This is a genomic window from Candidatus Polarisedimenticolaceae bacterium, from assembly GCA_036376135.1.
Classification (GTDB): Bacteria; Acidobacteriota; Polarisedimenticolia; order Polarisedimenticolales; family DASRJG01; genus DASVAW01.
In genome coordinates this window covers 46,332-63,245 of sequence record DASVAW010000107.1, presented here as the reverse complement: position 1 = coordinate 63,245, position 16,914 = coordinate 46,332, and the positions used below count along the sequence as shown (strand labels likewise).

At 70.8% G+C, this 16,914-nt stretch carries 15 protein-coding genes; 9 read left to right on the top strand and 6 right to left on the bottom strand.

From position 1 onward, the window contains the following. Positions 1-266 (top strand): hypothetical protein (locus VF139_11070; protein HEX6851933.1); only part of this gene is annotated, 266 nt, incomplete at its 5' end. Next, the gene (locus tag VF139_11065; GenBank protein HEX6851932.1) at positions 263-2,278 is read left to right on the top strand and encodes a TonB-dependent receptor; all 2,016 of its coding nucleotides are present in this window, start codon (positions 263-265) and stop codon (positions 2,276-2,278) included. The genes VF139_11070 and VF139_11065, both read left to right, overlap by 4 nt. On the opposite strand, the gene VF139_11060 is transcribed toward VF139_11065, so the two are convergent. Both VF139_11060 and VF139_11055 read right to left on the bottom strand, forming a co-directional pair. Beyond that, positions 2,266-2,865, bottom strand: a complete 600-nt coding sequence (locus VF139_11060; GenBank protein ID HEX6851931.1) for a thioredoxin family protein — start codon at positions 2,863-2,865, stop codon at positions 2,266-2,268. The genes VF139_11065 and VF139_11060 overlap by 13 nt on opposite strands. Positions 2,866-2,906: 41 nt before the next feature. Next, entirely contained in the window at positions 2,907-4,271 is a 1,365-nt protein-coding gene (locus VF139_11055; protein ID HEX6851930.1) for a dienelactone hydrolase family protein, read from the bottom strand. A 101-nt stretch (positions 4,272-4,372) separates the two neighbouring features. On the opposite strand from VF139_11055, the gene VF139_11050 reads away from it, so the two are divergent. The 4 genes from VF139_11050 to VF139_11035 all read left to right on the top strand — a co-directional run bounded on the left by VF139_11050 (position 4,373) and on the right by VF139_11035 (position 11,192). Further along, on the top strand, positions 4,373-6,226 hold the full coding sequence (locus VF139_11050; protein HEX6851929.1) for a sulfatase-like hydrolase/transferase: 1,854 nt from the start codon (positions 4,373-4,375) through the stop codon (positions 6,224-6,226). Positions 6,227-6,356: 130 nt separating this feature from the next. Beyond that, entirely contained in the window at positions 6,357-7,334 is a 978-nt protein-coding gene (locus VF139_11045; protein HEX6851928.1) for a magnesium transporter CorA family protein, read from the top strand. Positions 7,335-7,359: 25 nt separating this feature from the next. Further along, positions 7,360-10,848, top strand: coding sequence for a glycoside hydrolase family 38 C-terminal domain-containing protein (locus tag VF139_11040; protein HEX6851927.1), 3,489 nt, complete (start codon positions 7,360-7,362; stop codon positions 10,846-10,848). Continuing rightward, entirely contained in the window at positions 10,845-11,192 is a 348-nt protein-coding gene (locus VF139_11035) for a hypothetical protein (protein HEX6851926.1), read from the top strand. Before VF139_11040 ends, VF139_11035 begins: the two co-directional genes overlap by 4 nt. On the opposite strand, the gene VF139_11030 is transcribed toward VF139_11035, so the two are convergent. After that, positions 11,162-11,695: a hypothetical protein gene (locus VF139_11030; protein HEX6851925.1), complete on the bottom strand. Its 534-nt coding sequence runs from the start codon at positions 11,693-11,695 to the stop codon at positions 11,162-11,164. The two genes, VF139_11035 and VF139_11030, sit on opposite strands and share 31 nt — an antisense overlap. Positions 11,696-11,772: 77 nt before the next feature. Here VF139_11030 and VF139_11025 point away from each other — a divergent pair, with 77 nt between their 5' ends. After that, on the top strand, positions 11,773-12,447 hold the full coding sequence (locus VF139_11025) for a PDZ domain-containing protein (protein HEX6851924.1): 675 nt from the start codon (positions 11,773-11,775) through the stop codon (positions 12,445-12,447). Further along, a complete protein-coding gene (locus VF139_11020) occupies positions 12,444-13,562 on the top strand; it encodes a hypothetical protein (GenBank protein ID HEX6851923.1) in 1,119 nt (372 codons plus the stop codon). Before VF139_11025 ends, VF139_11020 begins: the two co-directional genes overlap by 4 nt. Here the strand turns inward: VF139_11020 and VF139_11015 are convergent. Continuing rightward, positions 13,508-14,848, bottom strand: a complete 1,341-nt coding sequence (locus tag VF139_11015; GenBank protein ID HEX6851922.1) for a COX15/CtaA family protein — start codon at positions 14,846-14,848, stop codon at positions 13,508-13,510. The two genes, VF139_11020 and VF139_11015, sit on opposite strands and share 55 nt — an antisense overlap. A 65-nt stretch (positions 14,849-14,913) precedes the next feature. Here VF139_11015 and VF139_11010 point away from each other — a divergent pair, with 65 nt between their 5' ends. Further along, the gene (locus tag VF139_11010; GenBank protein HEX6851921.1) at positions 14,914-15,924 is read left to right on the top strand and encodes a DUF3179 domain-containing (seleno)protein; all 1,011 of its coding nucleotides are present in this window, start codon (positions 14,914-14,916) and stop codon (positions 15,922-15,924) included. Between the two features lie 3 nt (positions 15,925-15,927). Here the strand turns inward: VF139_11010 and VF139_11005 are convergent, their stop codons facing one another. Both VF139_11005 and VF139_11000 read right to left on the bottom strand, forming a co-directional pair. After that, a complete protein-coding gene (locus VF139_11005) occupies positions 15,928-16,554 on the bottom strand; it encodes a cytochrome c oxidase subunit 3 (GenBank protein HEX6851920.1) in 627 nt (208 codons plus the stop codon). Then, on the bottom strand, positions 16,551-16,907 hold the full coding sequence (locus VF139_11000; protein ID HEX6851919.1) for a cytochrome C oxidase subunit IV family protein: 357 nt from the start codon (positions 16,905-16,907) through the stop codon (positions 16,551-16,553). The genes VF139_11005 and VF139_11000 overlap by 4 nt, the downstream gene beginning before the upstream one ends. Positions 16,908-16,914 lie beyond the last annotated feature (7 nt).

Here is a 16,914-nt window from a genome sequence, read left to right as displayed (position 1 = left end):
AGGGACGCCCGAGTAACGCGGAGTGCAGAAACTGGAGCGACCGCTCCGGCACGAATCCAGACCACACTTTCCCCTGCTGGGCCGATACCCTCACGTCCAATGCCCGGGTCGCTTGGCCGAAGTACAACAAGTTCGGCGCCGTCCCGACGAACGTCGTCCTGGACTCCGGCCTTCGAGTCGTCTATTCGGGCGCGGGTTACTCCGAGACCACGATCCGCGACCGGCTCAACCGGCTCGTCGGCGCTGCCGACGCGTGTCTGCAGTGAGGCGAATCATCCTCGCGGCGGCCGTCCTGCTCCTGGGCGGGACGGTCGTCGCGGAAGCTCCGACTCCCGAGCGCACGGAAGATCAACTCGAGGCCTCCGGAGTCGCGATCCAGACGGTCTGCACGAACTGCAACAACGCCGACCTTTCGCTCGGCGGGCTCGGCAACGACCACGTGCCGATCGTGTGCGACGACCTTCCGGTCCCGAAGGGACTCGCGCAGGTCTACCTCCTCTCCGTCGCCCCGCCCACCGTCGTCGACAGGATCGCGGTGAAGCGGGGGCCGTACTCCGCGGAGCTCGAGGGGAGCGCCGTCGGGGGATCGATCAAGCTCGAGCGACGCGAGGCCAAACCGGGCTTGCAGCTGTTCACCTCCGCCGACGCCGGCTCCTACGGCTGGGGCGGCGCCCGCGTGGACGTCAGCGGCGGCGGCGAGAAGCTGCGCGGCGCGGTCGTCGCCTCCTGGGCGACCTCGGACACGATCGACGCCAACGGCGACGGGACGAACGAGCTCGGCTCGTTCGACCGGAAGACCTGGGATGCCCGCGGCGAGTGGCGGATCGGGAGCGATCAGACGCTGCGCGCGGGGCTCTCCGGTTACGACGAGTCGCAGGAGGAAGGCCGCGGCGCCTTCGACTTCGCCACCTACGTGATCTCCGGGGAAACGGACCTCCGCTACAACCGGCAGGACGTCGACCTTGCACGCACCCAGGCCGACGTCGGCTACGAGATCGGTTTCGGGGACGGTTCCCGCGTGAAGATCGGCGGCCTCTTCGCCGATCGCGACGAGGACATCTTCGAGGAGCTCACGGCGAACCAGCCGATGATCCAGACCTACAAGATCGCCGACACGACCGGGCTCGCGCAGGGGTCGTGGTCCCGCTCGTTCGGCTTCTCCTGGGCGCTGCGCGCCGGCGTGGCATGGTCGGCGCACGAAGCCGATGTCGTGGACGTCCGGTACAACGCCTTCGCGCTCGGCCTTCCGCCCGAGGCGTGGTTCTCCGCGGAGTTCACCGAAAACTCGACCGAGACCGGCGTGTGGGCCGAGACTCTGTGGACCCCGCGCGACGGCCTCGAGATCGAAGCGGGGCTGCGATTCGTCGACGTCGAGTACGAGGACACGGAGACGCGAGCCGCCTGGCTCGCCTATCCCCTCCCCGGAGGCTCGAAGACGCTCCCACGACTGGCGATCACGTGGAAGCCCGTTCCGGCCTGGACGCTGCGCACCTCGGCGGGCTCCGGATTTCGCGTCCCCGGGCAGACCTACTCCGAGGTCTGCTGCGGCCGGAAGTACCGCGGGAATCGCGGCATCGGCATGGAGGACTCCTTCGCCGCAGGGGTGGAGGCGACCTGGCAGCCCGGCCCGGACGTGAAGGTCTCGGGATCGTATTTCCGTACCGAATTCGACGACTACGTCCTCAAGGCGGTGTCGCTCACCTACGGTTACGGACCGACCTACCAGAACATGAGCGTGCCCCAGGCCCGTTTCGACGCCCTGAGCCTCGAAGGGCGCTGGCAGATTCGGCCGTGGATCGGCGTACGCGGCTCGATCTCCTGGCTCAACCCCGACAACACCAGCGACGCCGACGCCGTCCCGGTCGTCGCCGATTTCGGCAGCCCCGTGAGCTACACGCTCACCACCCAGCGGATCCCGTACCTGGCGTGCCGGACGGCCGCCGCGACGATCGACGTCAAGCCCGACCGGGCCACCACGATCTCCGCCTCGTTCCAGCACCAGGGCGCGATGGTCGTCCAGTATTTCGACCGCGACAACCTCCAGCCCGACGCGTTGTATTCCGAAACCCAGCCGTGGCTGATCCCCACCCCGTCGTTCTGGACGATGAACGTCCGGATCGGCCGGACGTTCCCGAAGGGGATCGACGCCTACGTCGGCGTCGACAACGTCACGGACTACATCCAGACGGACCTCGGGAACCCGGCCATCGACCACGACTGGGGACCGCTGCGGGGCCGCTACTTCTACGCGGGGATGGGTTATCGCTACGGGCGCTGAGCCGCCGTCGCCGAGCTCACGAAACCGTCGAGCGTCTCCTGCACGGCCTGCTTGAGCGCGGGATCGTTCGCCTTGTTCGCCGCCTTCTTGAGCCAGCCGACGGCCTCCGGATTGCCCACGCGCGCGAGATAGATGCCCACCGTGTGCATCGCGACGGCGTCGTCCTTGCGGGTGCGGGCACCTCGATAGGACGAATACCCCCCGGCCGCGTCGCGCATGAGCGCGCCGAGATCCTTCGCCGAGACGTACCCGCGCCGCCGGCCGATCTCGCGCCCGTCCTCGTCGAGGACGAGGACGGTCGGGAACGCCTCGACGCGGAATCGCTCGAGGAACGCCTCGTTGGCGTCGGCGTCGAGCTTCACGGGGACGAACGCCGGGAGGATGGAGAGCACCTCCTCGTCGCGGTACGTCGTCTTGTCCATGAGCTTGCAGGGGGCGCACCACGTCGCCCAGACGTCGACGAGGATCGGCTTGTGCGCGGCCCGCGCCGCCTGCTGGGCCCGCGCCAGTCCGCTCTCCCAGGCGATCTCGGGCTCCGCCGCCATGGCGGGTCCCGCCAAGAGTACGATCGCCGCCATCCGTCGCATCGAGCTCCCCCGGGGACCGACCGCGGGAATATACCGCCGGTTCAGCGGTTCGCGCGCATGCGGTCGAGCAAACCGGCGAACTCCGGCGTGCCGCGCAGCGGCGCGAGGTCGGCGTCGGTCTCCGCCATGGCGGCGTCGGCGAACCCCGCCTCGGCCGACGCGCGCAGCGCGCGGATCCCCTCGTCGACCTTCCCGAGCGACGCCCACGCGCAGGCGAGGTTGTATTGCGCGAGCGCGTCCTGCGGGGCGATCGCCACCGCGAGCTCGAGGATCACGATCGCCCGCTTGGCGTCCCCGTCGAGGAGGGCCTGCGTCCCCTGCGCCCTGGCGCTGCTCTGCGCCACCGTGAGCAGGCGCGCCGCCGACTCCGCCTCGGGGGTCCCGCGCTTCTCGCGCCAGGTGCGCAGGAGCTCCGGGACTCCGATCGCGGCGATCCGCTTCGCCCGCACCTCGCGATCGGCGCTCCACGGCGCCTTCGCCCCGAACTGGCGACGGAGCTCCGCGACGAAGCGGTCCTCCCGGCGGTCGATTTCCCGCTCGAACGTCCGGCGGGTGCGGAACGCCTGCGACCGCTCGAGGCGCCGGGCCGCGGCCGTCGCCTCCGCGGTGTCGCGGAGCCCGAAGAACGCCTGCGCCGCCGCGGCGTACGCCGCCTGCGCCTCGCGCACGTCGTCGAGCTTCTCGGCCTCCTTCGCGCGACCGAGCGCGGTCGCCCACAACGTCTCGATCTTCTTCGGGTCCTTCGGCGCGACCCCCGACCGCATCGCGAGCGCCTCGTGCCACTCGATCGCCTGCATCGCGACGATCGGCGGGAACCACGCGTGGACCCCCGCGAAGACCCGGAAACGGGAGATCCCGCCCGCCGAGACCAGCGCCTCGGCGGCGTCGCGCGCCGGCCGGTAGTTGAAGTCCTCGTCCCCCGCGACGAAGAAGACCGGGACCTTGGTGCTCCAGGCGTCGCGGTCGTCGGGGAGCCCCATCCCGGCCGCCACGATCCCGGCGACCGTCCCGGGGTGGCGCGACGCGTAGTCGAACGAGGCGCGAGCCCCTCCCGAGAATCCGGTGAAGTAGACGCGTTTCGGATCGACGTTGAGATGGGCGCGTGTGTCGGCGACCATCGCCTCGGTCGCTTCGCGGATGACCGTCCACGGTCCGTTCCTCGAGACGTTCGACGCGGCGACGATCCACCCGTGTTTCTCGGCGGCGTCGCGGTAGGTCTCGACGACGAGTTTCCCGCGCGCTCCGGCGTCGAGGCCGTAGAGGATCGGCCACGCCTTCGCGGGGTCGTAATACGACGGAAGGTAGAGGGCGTAGGTCTGCTTCGGGTCGGCCTCGGCGCCCACCGCGGCGTGGATCTGCCCGGGTGGAAGCGACGACGCCAGGAACAACAAGAGGGGCGTCAGCACCCGGAAACGGTAGCACCGGCGTGGAGCCCCGACCGCCCGCAGGCCGCGAGACGCAGGGAGGGTGCGGGGAGTGGGACCCCTGGCGTCTACAATCGACGCCCATGCTCGCCGCCGCGCTCACCCTGTCCCTCGCCGCCACCCCCGCGGCCGCTCCCCCGCCCCCGCCCCCGAGCGTCCTGCTGATCACCCTCGACACGACCCGCGCGGACCACCTCGGTTGTTACGGCGCGACGTTCGCCTCGACCCCGAACCTCGACGCCCTGGCGAAATCGGGGGTGAAGTTCGAGCAGGCGTTGAGTCCCGCCCCGCTGACCCTCCCGAGCCACGCGACGATCCTCACCGGGCTCGCGCCGCGGCGGCACGGGGTGCGCGACAACGCCGGATTCAAGCTGAAGGACGGGATTCCCACGCTGGCGGAGACCTTCTCGAAACACGGGCGGCGCACGGCGGCGTTCGTCGCCTCGGCGGTCCTCGATCGCTCGGGAGGGCTCGATCGCGGCTTCGAGGTCTACGACGACGGCGTGCGGCGGGGGCCGCGCGCCGCCTACGACTGGAAGGAGCGCCCCGCGAGCGCCGTGACCGACGCCGCGGTCGCGTGGATCGGCTCCGGCGAGAAGCCCTTCTTCCTCTGGGTCCACTACTTCGACCCGCACCAGCCTTACCTGGCCCCCGAGCCGTACGAGAGTCGATTCCCCGATCGGCCGTACGACGCCGAGGTCGCCTTCATGGATGCGGAGATCGGACGGCTGCTCGCCGCCGCGCGCGCGAAGAGCGCGAGCCACCTGCTCGTCGTCGCCGCGGGAGATCACGGCGAGAGCCTCGGCGAGCACGGCGAGCCGACGCACGGCGTCTTCGTCTACCAGGCGACGCAGCGCGTCCCGCTGATCGTCGCGGGACACGGCGTGGGCGGACTGCGCGATCCGTCGTCCGCGGCGACGCCCGTCGGTCTCGTCGATCTCGCACCGACCGTGCTCGCGCTGGCCGGGCTCCCCGCGCCGCGGGACACGGACGGCGTCTCGCTCGTCGCGCGGATGCGCGGCGGGAAACCCGCGGCGCCGCCGGCGTACGAGATGGAGACCTTCTTCCCCGCGTTCGCGTACGGCTGGTCGCCGCTGCGCGCGCTCGTCGTCGGGGGGAACAAATACATCGAGGCCCCGCGGCCGGAGCTGTACGACCTCGCGCGCGATCCTCGGGAGCTGAAGGACCGCAGCGGGGACCGCACGGACGAGGCGAGCCGACTGGCCGCGCGACTCGGCAAACGCGTCGGCGACGACACGCCGGTCCCCGAGTCCGACGCCCCCGACGCGGCGGAGCGGAGGCGAAGGCTCGAGGCGCTCGGGTACGTCGGCGGCTCGGCGGGACCGTCGGGAACCGAGTCGATCGACCCCAAGGACGGAGTCGCGTGGCTGTCCGACCTCGACGAGGGAAGGCGGGAACTGCAGGTCGGCGACCCCGCGAAGGCCGCCGCGGCGGCGCAGCGACTGCTCGCGCGCAATCCGGGGAACGTCCCGGCGCTGCTCGTGCTCGGCCAGGCGCGCGCACGCCGGGGGGACGACGCCGGCGCGGGGAAGGTGTTCCGCCGCGCGACCGAGGCGAATCCCGGGAACGCGCTCGCCTGGTTCCATCTCGGAAACGCGCTCTCCAAGACCGGCACGGTGGACGAAGCGATGGCGGCGTATGGGAAGGCGCTGGCGATCGCCCCGCGCGACGCCGACACGTACGTCAACGCCCTCTCGATGCTCCGGGAGCGGAAGGAACCCGCGCGCGCCGAGGTGCTGCTCTCCTCGGCCCGGGCCCTCCGGCTCGAGGACGCCGAAATCGAGGTCCAGGCGGGGCTGCTGGCGCTGTCGCGTGGCGACGTTGCGGGGGCGCGCAAGGCGTTCGAACGGGCGCTCGAGCTCAATCCTTCCGACGAGAACGTCCGCCGTGCCCTCGAGCGGCTCCGGTCGCGGTAGAATCCGGCTCGCCGACCATCCGGAGGACCCCATGCGATTCGTCGTGGAACGTGCCCGCTTCGTCTGGAACGACCCGCTGAGCCGCACCCTCGCCGGCGTCGTCGCCGCCTCGGTCGCCGCCCTCATCTAGATGATCCACGCGTACGTCCCGCGTGCCGCGGCGGTGGACCGCCTCGAGGTCCAGCCCGGCCAGCTCCTCCCCGACGGGGCGGTGTGGATCGACCTCCACGCTCCCACCGACGAGGAGCGACGCCAGGTCGACAGGCAGCTCTTCGTGGAGCTGCCGTCGCGCGAGGACATGCTGGAGATCGAGCCGTCGAGCCGGCTCTACGTCGACGGGGACGCCACGTACATGACGGCGACCGTGATCACGCACGCCGACGCGCCGAACCCCTCGAGCGACGTGATCACGTTCATCCTCACGCGCAAGACGCTGCTCACGCTGCGTTACGTCGATCCCAGGCCGCTTTCGACGTTCGCCCAGCGCCTCGTCAAGCAGCCGGGGGCCTGTGCGACCCCCGAGGACGCGTTTCTCGGGCTCGTCGAGAGCTTCATCGACCGGATCGCGGACATCCTCGAGAAGGTGGCGCTCGACCTCGACCACCTGTCCCAGAAGATCTTCCACGAGGACCCGCAGCGGATCGGCCCGAGCCAGCTCGACCTCCGGGGGGCGTTGCGCTCGCTCGGCCGCAACGACGATCTCGCCTCGACCGCGCGCGAGAGCCTGCTGTCCCTCAGCCGGATCCTGCGGTTCTCGATCCAGACGATCGATCTCAACGGCCGCAAGGAGCTCAAGAACCGCCTGAAGGAGATCCAGTCCGACCTCGCGTGGCTCTCCGAACACGCCTCGTTCGAGGCGAACAAGGTCGTCTTCCTGCTCGACGCGACGCTCGGCATGATCAACATCGAGCAGAACGCGATCATCAAGATCTTCTCGGTCGCCGCGGTCGTCTTCCTGCCCCCGACGCTCGTCGCGAGCATCTACGGCATGAACTTCAAGGTCATGCCGGAGCTCGAGTGGGTCCACGGCTACCCCTTCGCCCTAGGGCTGATGGTGATGTCGGCGGTCCTCCCCTACCTGTTCTTCAAGCGGAAGGGTTGGCTCTAGGCGTCGATCGACGTATCGTCCCGCAATGCGCGCGTTCGTCCTGGTCACGGCTCTCGCGGCATGCGGGGCTCCCGCCCTCGCCTACACCCCGGGGAGCGGAACGCTCTTCACCGAGAACTTCAACGGGACCCTCGACGCCGACTGGGAGCAGCAGAACGGGTATCTCGGGAACCCGGCCCCCTGGACGCAGGTGGTGGACGGGGTCGACAAGGCCTTCTACGCGGACGGGATCGGCCCCGGCGGGAACAACCAGACGCGGCACTGGGCCCGGCACTACGTCCAGCCCACGCCGGCCACCGCCTTCTCGATCGCCTTCGAGCACCGCGCCGAGCTGGGCGCGGGGTACCTGTTCGACCTCGATCTCGAGCAGCGCGCGCCGGTCGCGCGCCGCTACCGCATGCGCATCGACGGCAACGGCGTGGTCTCGTTGTGGAGGACGACCGCGGGGGTCTTCGCCCAGGTCGCCGCGACCGGCTCGGGAACGATCCCGGTGAACCAGAAGCGGTGGGTCCGCTTCGCGATCGAGCCCGACGGCACCGGACACCCGCGCGTGCGCGTGCGTGTCTGGGGGACGAGCGCCACCGCCGAGCCCGCGACGTGGAATCTCGACTTCCTCGACGCGAACGACACCCTCGATCGCGTCCACCGTTACGAGCTCACCGCCGACGGCCCGCGCGGGATCGAGACGTGGGTGGACGACCTCGACGTGTGGGGGGACGGCTCGGAAGGGTGCGCCTCGTCGATCCGGACGATCTGGCTCATGGAGCTCAGCCACCTCGACATCGGCTTCACCGATCCGCCGGACGTCGTGGCGGCGTTCCAGAAGACGCACCTCGACCAGGTGCTCGACAACCTCGACGCCGACGCGGACTACCGCTGGACGATCGAGGCGGGATGGGACCTCGACCGCTGGTGGGAGGTCTCGACCGACGTCGAACGGCAACGCATGGTCGACGCGCTGCGGGCCGGGAGGATCGTCCTCACCGCCGGATACGCCAGCCTGCACACGACGACCGCGGGGCACGAGGAGCTCACGCGCAACGTCTACTGGGCCTCGCGATTCGCGCGCACGCACGGGATCCCGCTTCGGACCTGGATCACCGACGACGTTCCGGGAACGAGCTTCGCGGTTCCCGAGATCCTGAAGCGCTCCGGGATCGACTTCTTCGTCGGCGGGATGAACACCCCCTTCGGCGGGAGGATCACCCAGCCCGATCACGGCGACCGGCCGTTCTGGTGGACGGGACCCGACGGGAGCTCGGTTCTCTCGTGGATCACGTTCGACTCGTACGCCGAGGCCTTCGACTACGGGTTCTCGTTCTTCGACAACCTCGGCGTCATGTACAAGAAGATGGGGAAGAAGCTCCCCGAGCAGGAGGAGGCCGGATACCCCTGGGCCGACCTGCTCCTCATGCGCGCCTTCGACAACCACTACCAGGGATTCCACGCGCGAAACCTCGTCGACCAGTGGAACGCGACCTACGACAACCCGAAGTTCCGGCTCGCGACCGCCGAGGAGTTCCTCGACCACATGCTCGCCACGCACGGCGCCGCGGCGTTCCCGTCGTTCTCGGGGGATTTCGGCGCGGCGTGGTCGGGCTCGCACGCGAACGCGCCGCACACGGAGGCGATGGTGCGCGAGTCGCACCGGGACGCGCGCGCGGCCGAGGCGCTGATCGCGGCGGGTTCGACGATCGACGGCGGGGCGGTTCCCGCGGCGTCGATCGACTTCGCCTACCGGATGATGCTGCAGGTCGACGAGCACTCGGGTGCGGGGGGCTGGCCGGGGTACTTCACCCCTCAGGAGATGGACGCGAACAACGTCCAGCACCTCCAGTACGCGCAGGACGCCAAGGGGACCGCCGACGCGCTGGTCGAGCAGGGGCTCGACCGGGCGCTCGCCGACCTGCCGGTCGCGGGAGACGCCGTCGTCGCGGTGAATCCCCTCGGGCGGCCGCGCGACGGGTTCGTGCGCCAGGTGCTGCCGCCGGAGGTCTACGCGACGACCTTCCGCGTCGTCGAGCGGGGCACGGGGACCGAGATCCCCTTCCAGCGGGACGCCGCCGCGCAGAGCATCACCTTCGCCGCGACGGGCGTGCCGGCGTTCGGATACCGCGTCCACGACCTGGTGCCGGGCTCCCCGACGGCGAGCCCGACGGGGGTCCTCTCGGTGACGGCGACGACCCTCGAGAACGACTTCTACCGGGTCGTGGTCGACGGGACGGACGGGTCCCTGACGAGCCTCTACGACAAGGTTCGCGCGAGAGAGCTCGTCGACGGCGCGTCGACCTTCGACTTCAACGAGCTCGCGGCGGCGACGAAGCAGCAGATGGACGCGGCGCAGGCGCCCGTCGCGGTCGTCCCGGGTTCGGCGTCGGCCGTGGTCCTCGAGTCGGGCCCGCTCGTCGCCTCGATCCAGGTGACGCGTACCGGCACGCCGCACGTGCGGTCGGTCTACCGCCTCCGGCGCGGCGAGGACCGCGTCGAGATCGAGAACACCCTGGATCAGGCGCAGATGCCTTACGTCCCCAACGCGACCGGCGTGCGCGCGTACACGGTCTCGCTTCCCTTCGACGTCAAGAACTTCCAGATCCGCAGCGAGACGACGACCCGGTTCCTGAACCCCGTCGCCGACGGCTTCCCGCGCACCTCGGTGTTCGACTGGCACAACGTCGAGCACACCCTCGCCTTCCACGACGCGCAGAAGGGGGTCCTCTACGCCGTCGACGCATCGGACGCGCACAGCTTCGAGCGTTTCTCGACGCTGCCGCCGCCGACGTGGGCGACGGGAACCGCCCTCGTCCTCACGCGGATGAAGGACAAGGCGGACGAATACGAGTTCGAGGGCGGTTCGATCGGTCCCTACACGATCGAGCCCGGAACCGACCCGATCCTGAAGTTCACCCATCACATCCGCGCCACGGCGCCGTCGTTCGACCCGGCCGCGGCGAGCCGATTCGGGTTCGAGGCGCTCAACCCCGTCCTGTCGCGGTTCCTGCGCCGACGGCCGGGGAATCTCCCCGACGCCGCCGCGAGCTTCGCGGGCGTCGACGCGCCGGGGGTCCTCGTGTACACGATGAAGAATGCGGAAACGGGCCCCGGGATCGTGTTCCGCATGACCGAGCTGACCGGCGTCGCCTCAACCGCCCGCTTCGCCTCGGAGGCGTTCACCTGGTCCGTCCCGGAGCGGGTCGAGCAGGACGAGGACGCCGGCGCGCCCCTGGCGATGGACGGCGACGGGTTCCTCGTGCCGCTGCAGCCGTACGAGACGGCGACGGTTCGCGTCCGTGCGGCGCCGAACTGGTCCCCGATCACGCTTTCGGTCGGCAAGGACCCCGGGAACGGGTCGGTGTCGCTCACGTGGAGCGGCGGGCGCGCCCCCTACACCGTGACGCGGGCGGAGAACGCCGCGTTCACGACGAACCCGTCGACCCTGGCCGACGAGCAGCCGGCGACGGCGGCCTCCGATCCCGTGCTCGGCGACGGGAAGAACTGGTTCTACCTCGTGCGATGAAGCGAGGCTTGCTGCTCGTCGCGCTCGCCGTCACCCCCGCCTTCGGTCACGGGGCGTCGAAGGGGCTGCACCTGCACGCCACGCCGGACCGCGCCGCCGCGGGGACCGAGGTGACACTCGCGGTCGACGCCTCGCGCCCGATGCGCGAGTTGAAGGTCGGCTTCGTGGGAGCCGAGCCGGTCCGCGTGGTTCCGAAGGCCCCCTCGAAACGGCTCGAGGTCGTCCTCCGCGTCCCGGCCGGCACCGGGAGCGCCCACGCCGAGGCGATCACCGATGACGGGCGGACGGTCCGCGCGGCGTTGCTGATCGCGCCTCAGCGCGACGCGAGCCGCGACGCGGAGTAGAGGATCGCGAGACCGGTGTCGGACTTGTCGCCGAAACCGGAGCTCCCCTGGATCGCCGCTCGATAGATCGCGAACGTGAAGGCGAAGTGCTCCGGGGCCGAGCCGAGCCGGATCCGCGCCCCCGCGTAGACCTGCGTCTGGTAGGAGATGCGGTCGTCGGTGCCGAACGGCTTCTCGAGGTTCAACCCGGCGACCGGTGAGACGGTCCGGTCCGGCCGGCAGCCGACCCCGATCGTGCCGCCGAGCGCCCACCCGGTGACCTTCGGCGCATCGTCGAGGTACTGCGTCCATGCCGCGCGGCCGCCGTAGAACCACCAGAAGCCGGTGTCGAAGACGTCCCCGAAGGTGAGCCCGCCGGCGACGCGCGCCGTCTCGGCTCCGCGATAGACGTCCACGTTGAACTCGTCGAGGATCCCGGATCGCTTGCCGAAGACGCCGGCCTGCGCCGCGTCCGCGCCGAGGGCGAGCAGGGCGATCGCGAGCACTCCCGATCCGAGCCTCATGGTCTGGAACCCTCCCGTGCGACGTCCGATTGTACACGCCGCTGGCCCGGGCCAAGCAGGGGCCGTAGACTCCCGGCATGCTGCGAATCGTGCTGACCCTCCTCCTGTGCTCGGCCGCGTGGGCGGCCCCGGGCGACTCCCCTCAGGGGTGGCTCGGCGCCTCCCTCGCCCCCGTCGAAGACGCGGCGACCGAGACCTCCGGCGTGTTCGTGTCGCAGATCGTCGAGGACTCCCCCGCGGAAAAGGCGGGGCTGCGCGGGCGCGACGTGATCGTCGGGATCGACGGCGTGAACGTGAACTCGCCGGCGGAGCTGATCGAGCGGATCCGGAAGCTCCCGCCGAACTCGTGGATCGGGCTTCGCGTCGTTCGCCGCGGCGCCGAACGGCAGATCGACGTCCGACTCGGAGAGCGCCCGGCGGAAGGCGGCCCGCTGAAGCTCGTCCGCGGGTGGATCGGCGTCCGGACGATCGACCTTCCCCCTTCCCTGCGCGTCCACTTCGGCGCGCGCGAAGAGGCCGGGATCATGGTCTCCGACCTCGTTCCCGGGGGACCCGCGGAGGCGGGAGGCCTCGAGCTCGGGGACGTGATCTACGAGATCGACGGCGAGCCCGTGGCCGGTCCCGGCGAGCTCTATCGCCTCGTCTCCCAGTCGGGGGTCGGGAACCCCGTCGAGATCGCCGTCGGCCGCGACGGCGCCCCGCTGACCCTCGAGATCGTGGTGGCCAAGGCCCCTCCCCGGGAGAACGAATGACCTTCGCGGTCCTGCTCCTCCTCACGGCCGGGGCGGCCTCCGATCCCGCCGCGATCGAGGCGCTCCTGGAGTCCGGCAAGCTCGACGAGGCGGTCGTGAAGGGTCGCGCGGCGGTCCTCGCGCACCCCGACGACGTCGAGGTCCGGCTCGCGGCGGCGAAGGCGCTCGCCGCCCGGGGCCGTCGCGTCGAGAAGCTCGTCGAGTTGTCGGGAACGCCGAGCGATCTCGCCTCCGGCAAGGTGAAGATCACGCGCGAGACGCTCGAGGCGGGCAAGATCACCCCGGGGTACGAGGCGACGTATTACGAGGAGGCGCTGCTCAACCTCGCCGAAGGAATCAAGCGCGCCCCGGCGCGCAAGGACCTCCGGTCGATGCAGCTGTTCCTGCTCACCGACGGGGCGCGCCTCGACCGTGCGGCCGCGGCGTTGCGCGACGCGATCGCGAAGCTCCCGCGAGAGCCCGGGCTCGCGTCGGAGCTCTCCCGGTTCGGCGCCGAGCGGACCCGGCGCGGCGACCCGGCCGGGGGCGTGCAGCTCCTCACGATCGTCGCCGACGCCTTCCCCCAGGAGGGGGCGATCCGGGCCGACCTCGGGCTGAGCCTCGCGCGCCTGGGCAGGAAGAACGAGGCCCTCGCGGCGCTCGACCGGGCGGTCTCCGTCGCCCCGCGCGACCTGCGCATCCTCAAGATGCGCGCCACGGCCGCGCTGATCCTCCGCGACTACCCCAAGGCCCGCTCGGCCTACGAGGCCGCCTTCTCCGCGGGGAAACAGGAATCCGACCGCTTCGCCGCCGCGGTCGCCGCGTACGGGCACGACCCGGCCTCCTCGAAGGAGCTGTTCCAGGAGCTCGCCACCCCCACCGCGTCGGCGCCCCCCGCGATGCTGACGCTCGCGTCGGAGTTCGCGACGGTGGCGGCGCAGGGGCCGGGCTCGGCGGCGGCCTCGAGCCTCGCCCAGAAGGTGATCGGCGCGAAGCAGGAGCTGCTCGCGATTCCGCTCCTCGACCGTTACCTCAAGGCGAAGCCCGCCGATGCAAAGGCGCGCGAGCACCTCGCGGCGGTCTACCGGGCGCTCGAGAGCCCCTCGCTGGCCGAGGCGGTGTCGAAGGGGCGCTGAAGCGGGAGCGCCACCAGGCGCCGCCCCCACGCCACGCACACGACGGCCGCGGCGAGAAGGATCGCCCCCGTCCCGTGATGCGCGGTGCGCACCACGACGTTCCAGGCGCCGGAGATCGCGCTCCCCGTCAGCCCGCCCGTCACCACGAACGCTCCGAAGCCGAGTCCGAACTGCAGCGCCGTGACCCCCATGAGGATCTTCCCCGCGCGGGCGAGCTCGGGTTTGTCGGGGTGGATCCCCCACGCGCGCACGCCGACGGCGACGGCGAGCCCTGCGACCGCGAAGGCCAACGTCAGGTGGATCCAGAGCCCCCACGCCAGGTGGCGCTGCAACGCGCCGAGGGCGAGCTGGACGACGAGGAGCGCGACCAGGGTGGCGCCGAGCCCCCGGTCGGTGGACGCCGCCCGATGCGGCGCCGCCGCGCGCGGGGAGGTCCAGGTCGGGGAGACGATCGCCGCGAGGGTCGCCATGACGGCGAAGAAGACCTGCCCCAGGATCCCGTGCGCCACCGCGAGGTAGATGTTCGGCTCCGTGAACGCAGGGTCGTCGGACAGGGTGAACTTCCCCGTCACCCGCAGCCCGCCGAGGATCCCCTGGAGCACGACGAGCGCGAACGCCGCGATCGCGACGCGCTTCACCCAGGCCCGCGACTCGGTGCGCAGGAGGTGGATCGCCAGGACGAGCGTCGTGAGCCCGACGAGGGAGCCGAGCAGGCGGTGGGCGTGCTCGTAGTAGATGCCTCCGGTCATCCGGGTGACCGGGTACAGGAACATGTTGTAGCCGAAGCTGTTCGGCCAATCGACGACGGCGAGCCCCGCCTGGTTCGAGGTCACGACCCCGCCCGCGACGAGCAGCAGGAAGGTCGCGGCGGTCGCGACGCGTGCGAACCACGCGGTCCAGGGAGGCGCCGGACGGGCCGGGTCGAAGCGCTTCGCGCCGGCCGCCGCCCCGAGCGCCCCGAGGAGCGCCATCGCCGCGATCGAAAGCGGTGCCCACACCGCCGCTCCCGGGTGGATCGCATTCGGCGTGTCGCCGGAGATCAGGCTCCCGATCACCAGGAGGTTCAGCAGCCCCGCGATCGCGCCGGAGGCCGCCCCGCCCTTCCACCCGCGCGTGCCGCGGGTGCCGGCGATCCACCCCCCCGCGACCGGCGCGGCGAGGGCGGCGAGCCCGATCAGGAAGCTCGGCGCTTCGACGACGGGCAGCCGTCCGACGTAGGCGACGGCCCACATCGCGACGGTGATCCCGAACCCTGCGGCGAGAAGATCGGCCGAGCCTTTCTTCATGGGTCCTCCAGGAAGACCGGAGATTGTAGCTGTGCTACGGTCTCCGGTCCTCTCGGAGGATTCCCATGGAAGCCGCCCCGAAGAAGGAACGCCTGTTCACCTTCGCCAGTGCCGGATGGGTGCTCCTTCTCGCCTTCGCCTTCACCGCCGTCGGGACCGTCTGGAACCTCGCCCCCCTGTTCGACCCCAACCGGGTGAAGCCGCGCGGCGACGGGCGCTCCCCCGCCTCGTACGGATTCGATCTCTCGAAGACCCTCGTCCCGAAGGACACGATCGTCTCGAGCGGAATGGTCGTGGACGCGCTGAAGGCGCTCGACGATCCCGCGACGATGGACCCGAAGAAGGTCCCGCTGATGGCCGAGGTCGAGCGCGGGAAGTACCTCGTCGCGAGCGACCGGGTCATCGGGGTCGAGATCAACGGCCAGTCGCGGGCGTACCCGCTTCGGGTCCTGAACTGGCACGAGGTCGTCAACGACGTCGTCGGCGGCGTGCCGATCGTCGTCACCTACAACCCGCTCTCGGAAGGGGTCGCGGTCTACGACCGCCGGGTGAACGGCGAGACGCTGAAGTTCGGCGTCTCGGGACTCCTCCACAACTCGAACCTGCTGATGTACGACCGCCGGGACGCGCCGGGGAAGGAAAGCCTCTGGAGCCAGCTCCAGGCCCGCGCGATCGCCGGCCCGGCCGCGGGGGCGACGCTGACGCGGATCCCGTGCGCCCTGTCCCGTTTCGACAAGTGGACCGAGCGGCACCCGGAGTCGGACGTCCTGGCGCCGATCCTCGCCGAGGTGAACGAGTACAAGAAGGACGCCTACGGGACCTACTTCAACTCGGACATCATCCGGTACCCCGTGGACCCGATGCCTCCCGCGGACTCGCTCGCGCCCAAGCAGCGGGTGCTCGTGGTGGGCGACGCCGGGGCCCGGCGCGTGGTCCCGCTCGTGACGCCGAAGGACCAGATCCGCAGCGATTCCGCGGTCGGGCCCGACGACGGCGCCGTCTTCGACGGGGTCTACGCCTTCTGGTTCGCCTGGTACGCGGCGCACCCGGAGGATCCGGGGACGATCGAGCCGTAGCCCCTACGCGAACACGAACATCACGAGGAACATCACGATCCACACGGCGTCGAGGAAGTGCCAGTACATGGCGCTGTAGAGGACGCCGGGGTGCCAGCCGCTCCCGTATTTCCCGAGCATCGCCTTGACGATCACCCAGCCGAGCTGGACGAGCCCGCCGACGACGTGGGCCGCGTGGAGCCCGGTGAGCATGTAGAAGGTGAAGGCGTAGAGGTTCTTCGTGTCGGGCCCGAACTGGGCGGTGATGAGCCCCCACCAGTTCCAGGCCTGCATCGCCAGGAACAACACGCCCAGCCCGAACGTCACGAACAGCCACCGCGTCATCGCGGTGGGGCTCCCCTTGCGGATCGCGCCGAGCGCGAGGTGCACGGCCACGCTGCAGCCGATCAGCACCAGCGTCGCGAGGATCAGGCCGCCCGGAAGGCGCGGCATTCCGGGCGGGGGCCACTCCGCGGCGCGGAAGCGGACCACGAGGTATCCGGCGATGCTGGCGATGAAGAGGATCGCGAGCGAGGCCAGGAAGACCCACATCCCGAGGACGCCGCTCCCCGGAGGCGAAGGGCCCTCGCGGTCCTTGCGGGGGTCCCCGGTGTCCGGCCCCCCGACGACGGACCGCAGCCCGGGGGTCACTGGACCACGGTTCCCATCTTCGGCGCGTAGCCGGGGATCTGGTCGGGCTTGTAGGCGTGCGTGTCGGCGAGGGCGATGCCGATGAACAGGGCGACGAGGAACAGCGCGGTGATGAAGATCACGGCGTTGAACGGCCTCTCCCAGCGCATGTGCATGAAGTAGAGGACGACCAGGGCCGCCTTCACGACGGCGATCGCGAGCGCGATCCAGACGTTGTAGCTGCCGAGGTCGAACCGCGTCGCGCCCACCGTCGCCACGGTCAGGACCAAAAGCGCGCCCAGGACCGAGACCAGGAGCCGGAACGGCACCACGTGCCCGACGATCGGATGTCCTTCACCGTGACCGTGCGCCATCGTCTTA

Bases quoted from the DNA above. Each gene is read 5' to 3' on its own strand.
- VF139_11020 (HEX6851923.1), top strand. From the start codon at position 12,444: ATGACCTTCGCGGTCCTGCTCCTCCTCACGGCCGGGGCGGCCTCCGAT.
- VF139_11040 (HEX6851927.1), top strand. From the start codon at position 7,360: ATGCGCGCGTTCGTCCTGGTCACGGCTCTCGCGGCATGCGGGGCTCCC.
- VF139_11030 (HEX6851925.1), bottom strand. From the start codon at position 11,695: ATGAGGCTCGGATCGGGAGTGCTCGCGATCGCCCTGCTCGCCCTCGGC.
- VF139_11010 (HEX6851921.1), top strand. From the start codon at position 14,914: ATGGAAGCCGCCCCGAAGAAGGAACGCCTGTTCACCTTCGCCAGTGCC.
- VF139_11060 (HEX6851931.1), bottom strand. From the start codon at position 2,865: ATGCGACGGATGGCGGCGATCGTACTCTTGGCGGGACCCGCCATGGCG.
- VF139_11000 (HEX6851919.1), bottom strand. From the start codon at position 16,907: ATGGCGCACGGTCACGGTGAAGGACATCCGATCGTCGGGCACGTGGTG.
- VF139_11015 (HEX6851922.1), bottom strand. From the start codon at position 14,848: ATGAAGAAAGGCTCGGCCGATCTTCTCGCCGCAGGGTTCGGGATCACC.
- VF139_11050 (HEX6851929.1), top strand. From the start codon at position 4,373: ATGCTCGCCGCCGCGCTCACCCTGTCCCTCGCCGCCACCCCCGCGGCC.
- VF139_11025 (HEX6851924.1), top strand. From the start codon at position 11,773: ATGCTGCGAATCGTGCTGACCCTCCTCCTGTGCTCGGCCGCGTGGGCG.
- VF139_11045 (HEX6851928.1), top strand. From the start codon at position 6,357: ATGATCCACGCGTACGTCCCGCGTGCCGCGGCGGTGGACCGCCTCGAG.
- VF139_11035 (HEX6851926.1), top strand. From the start codon at position 10,845: ATGAAGCGAGGCTTGCTGCTCGTCGCGCTCGCCGTCACCCCCGCCTTC.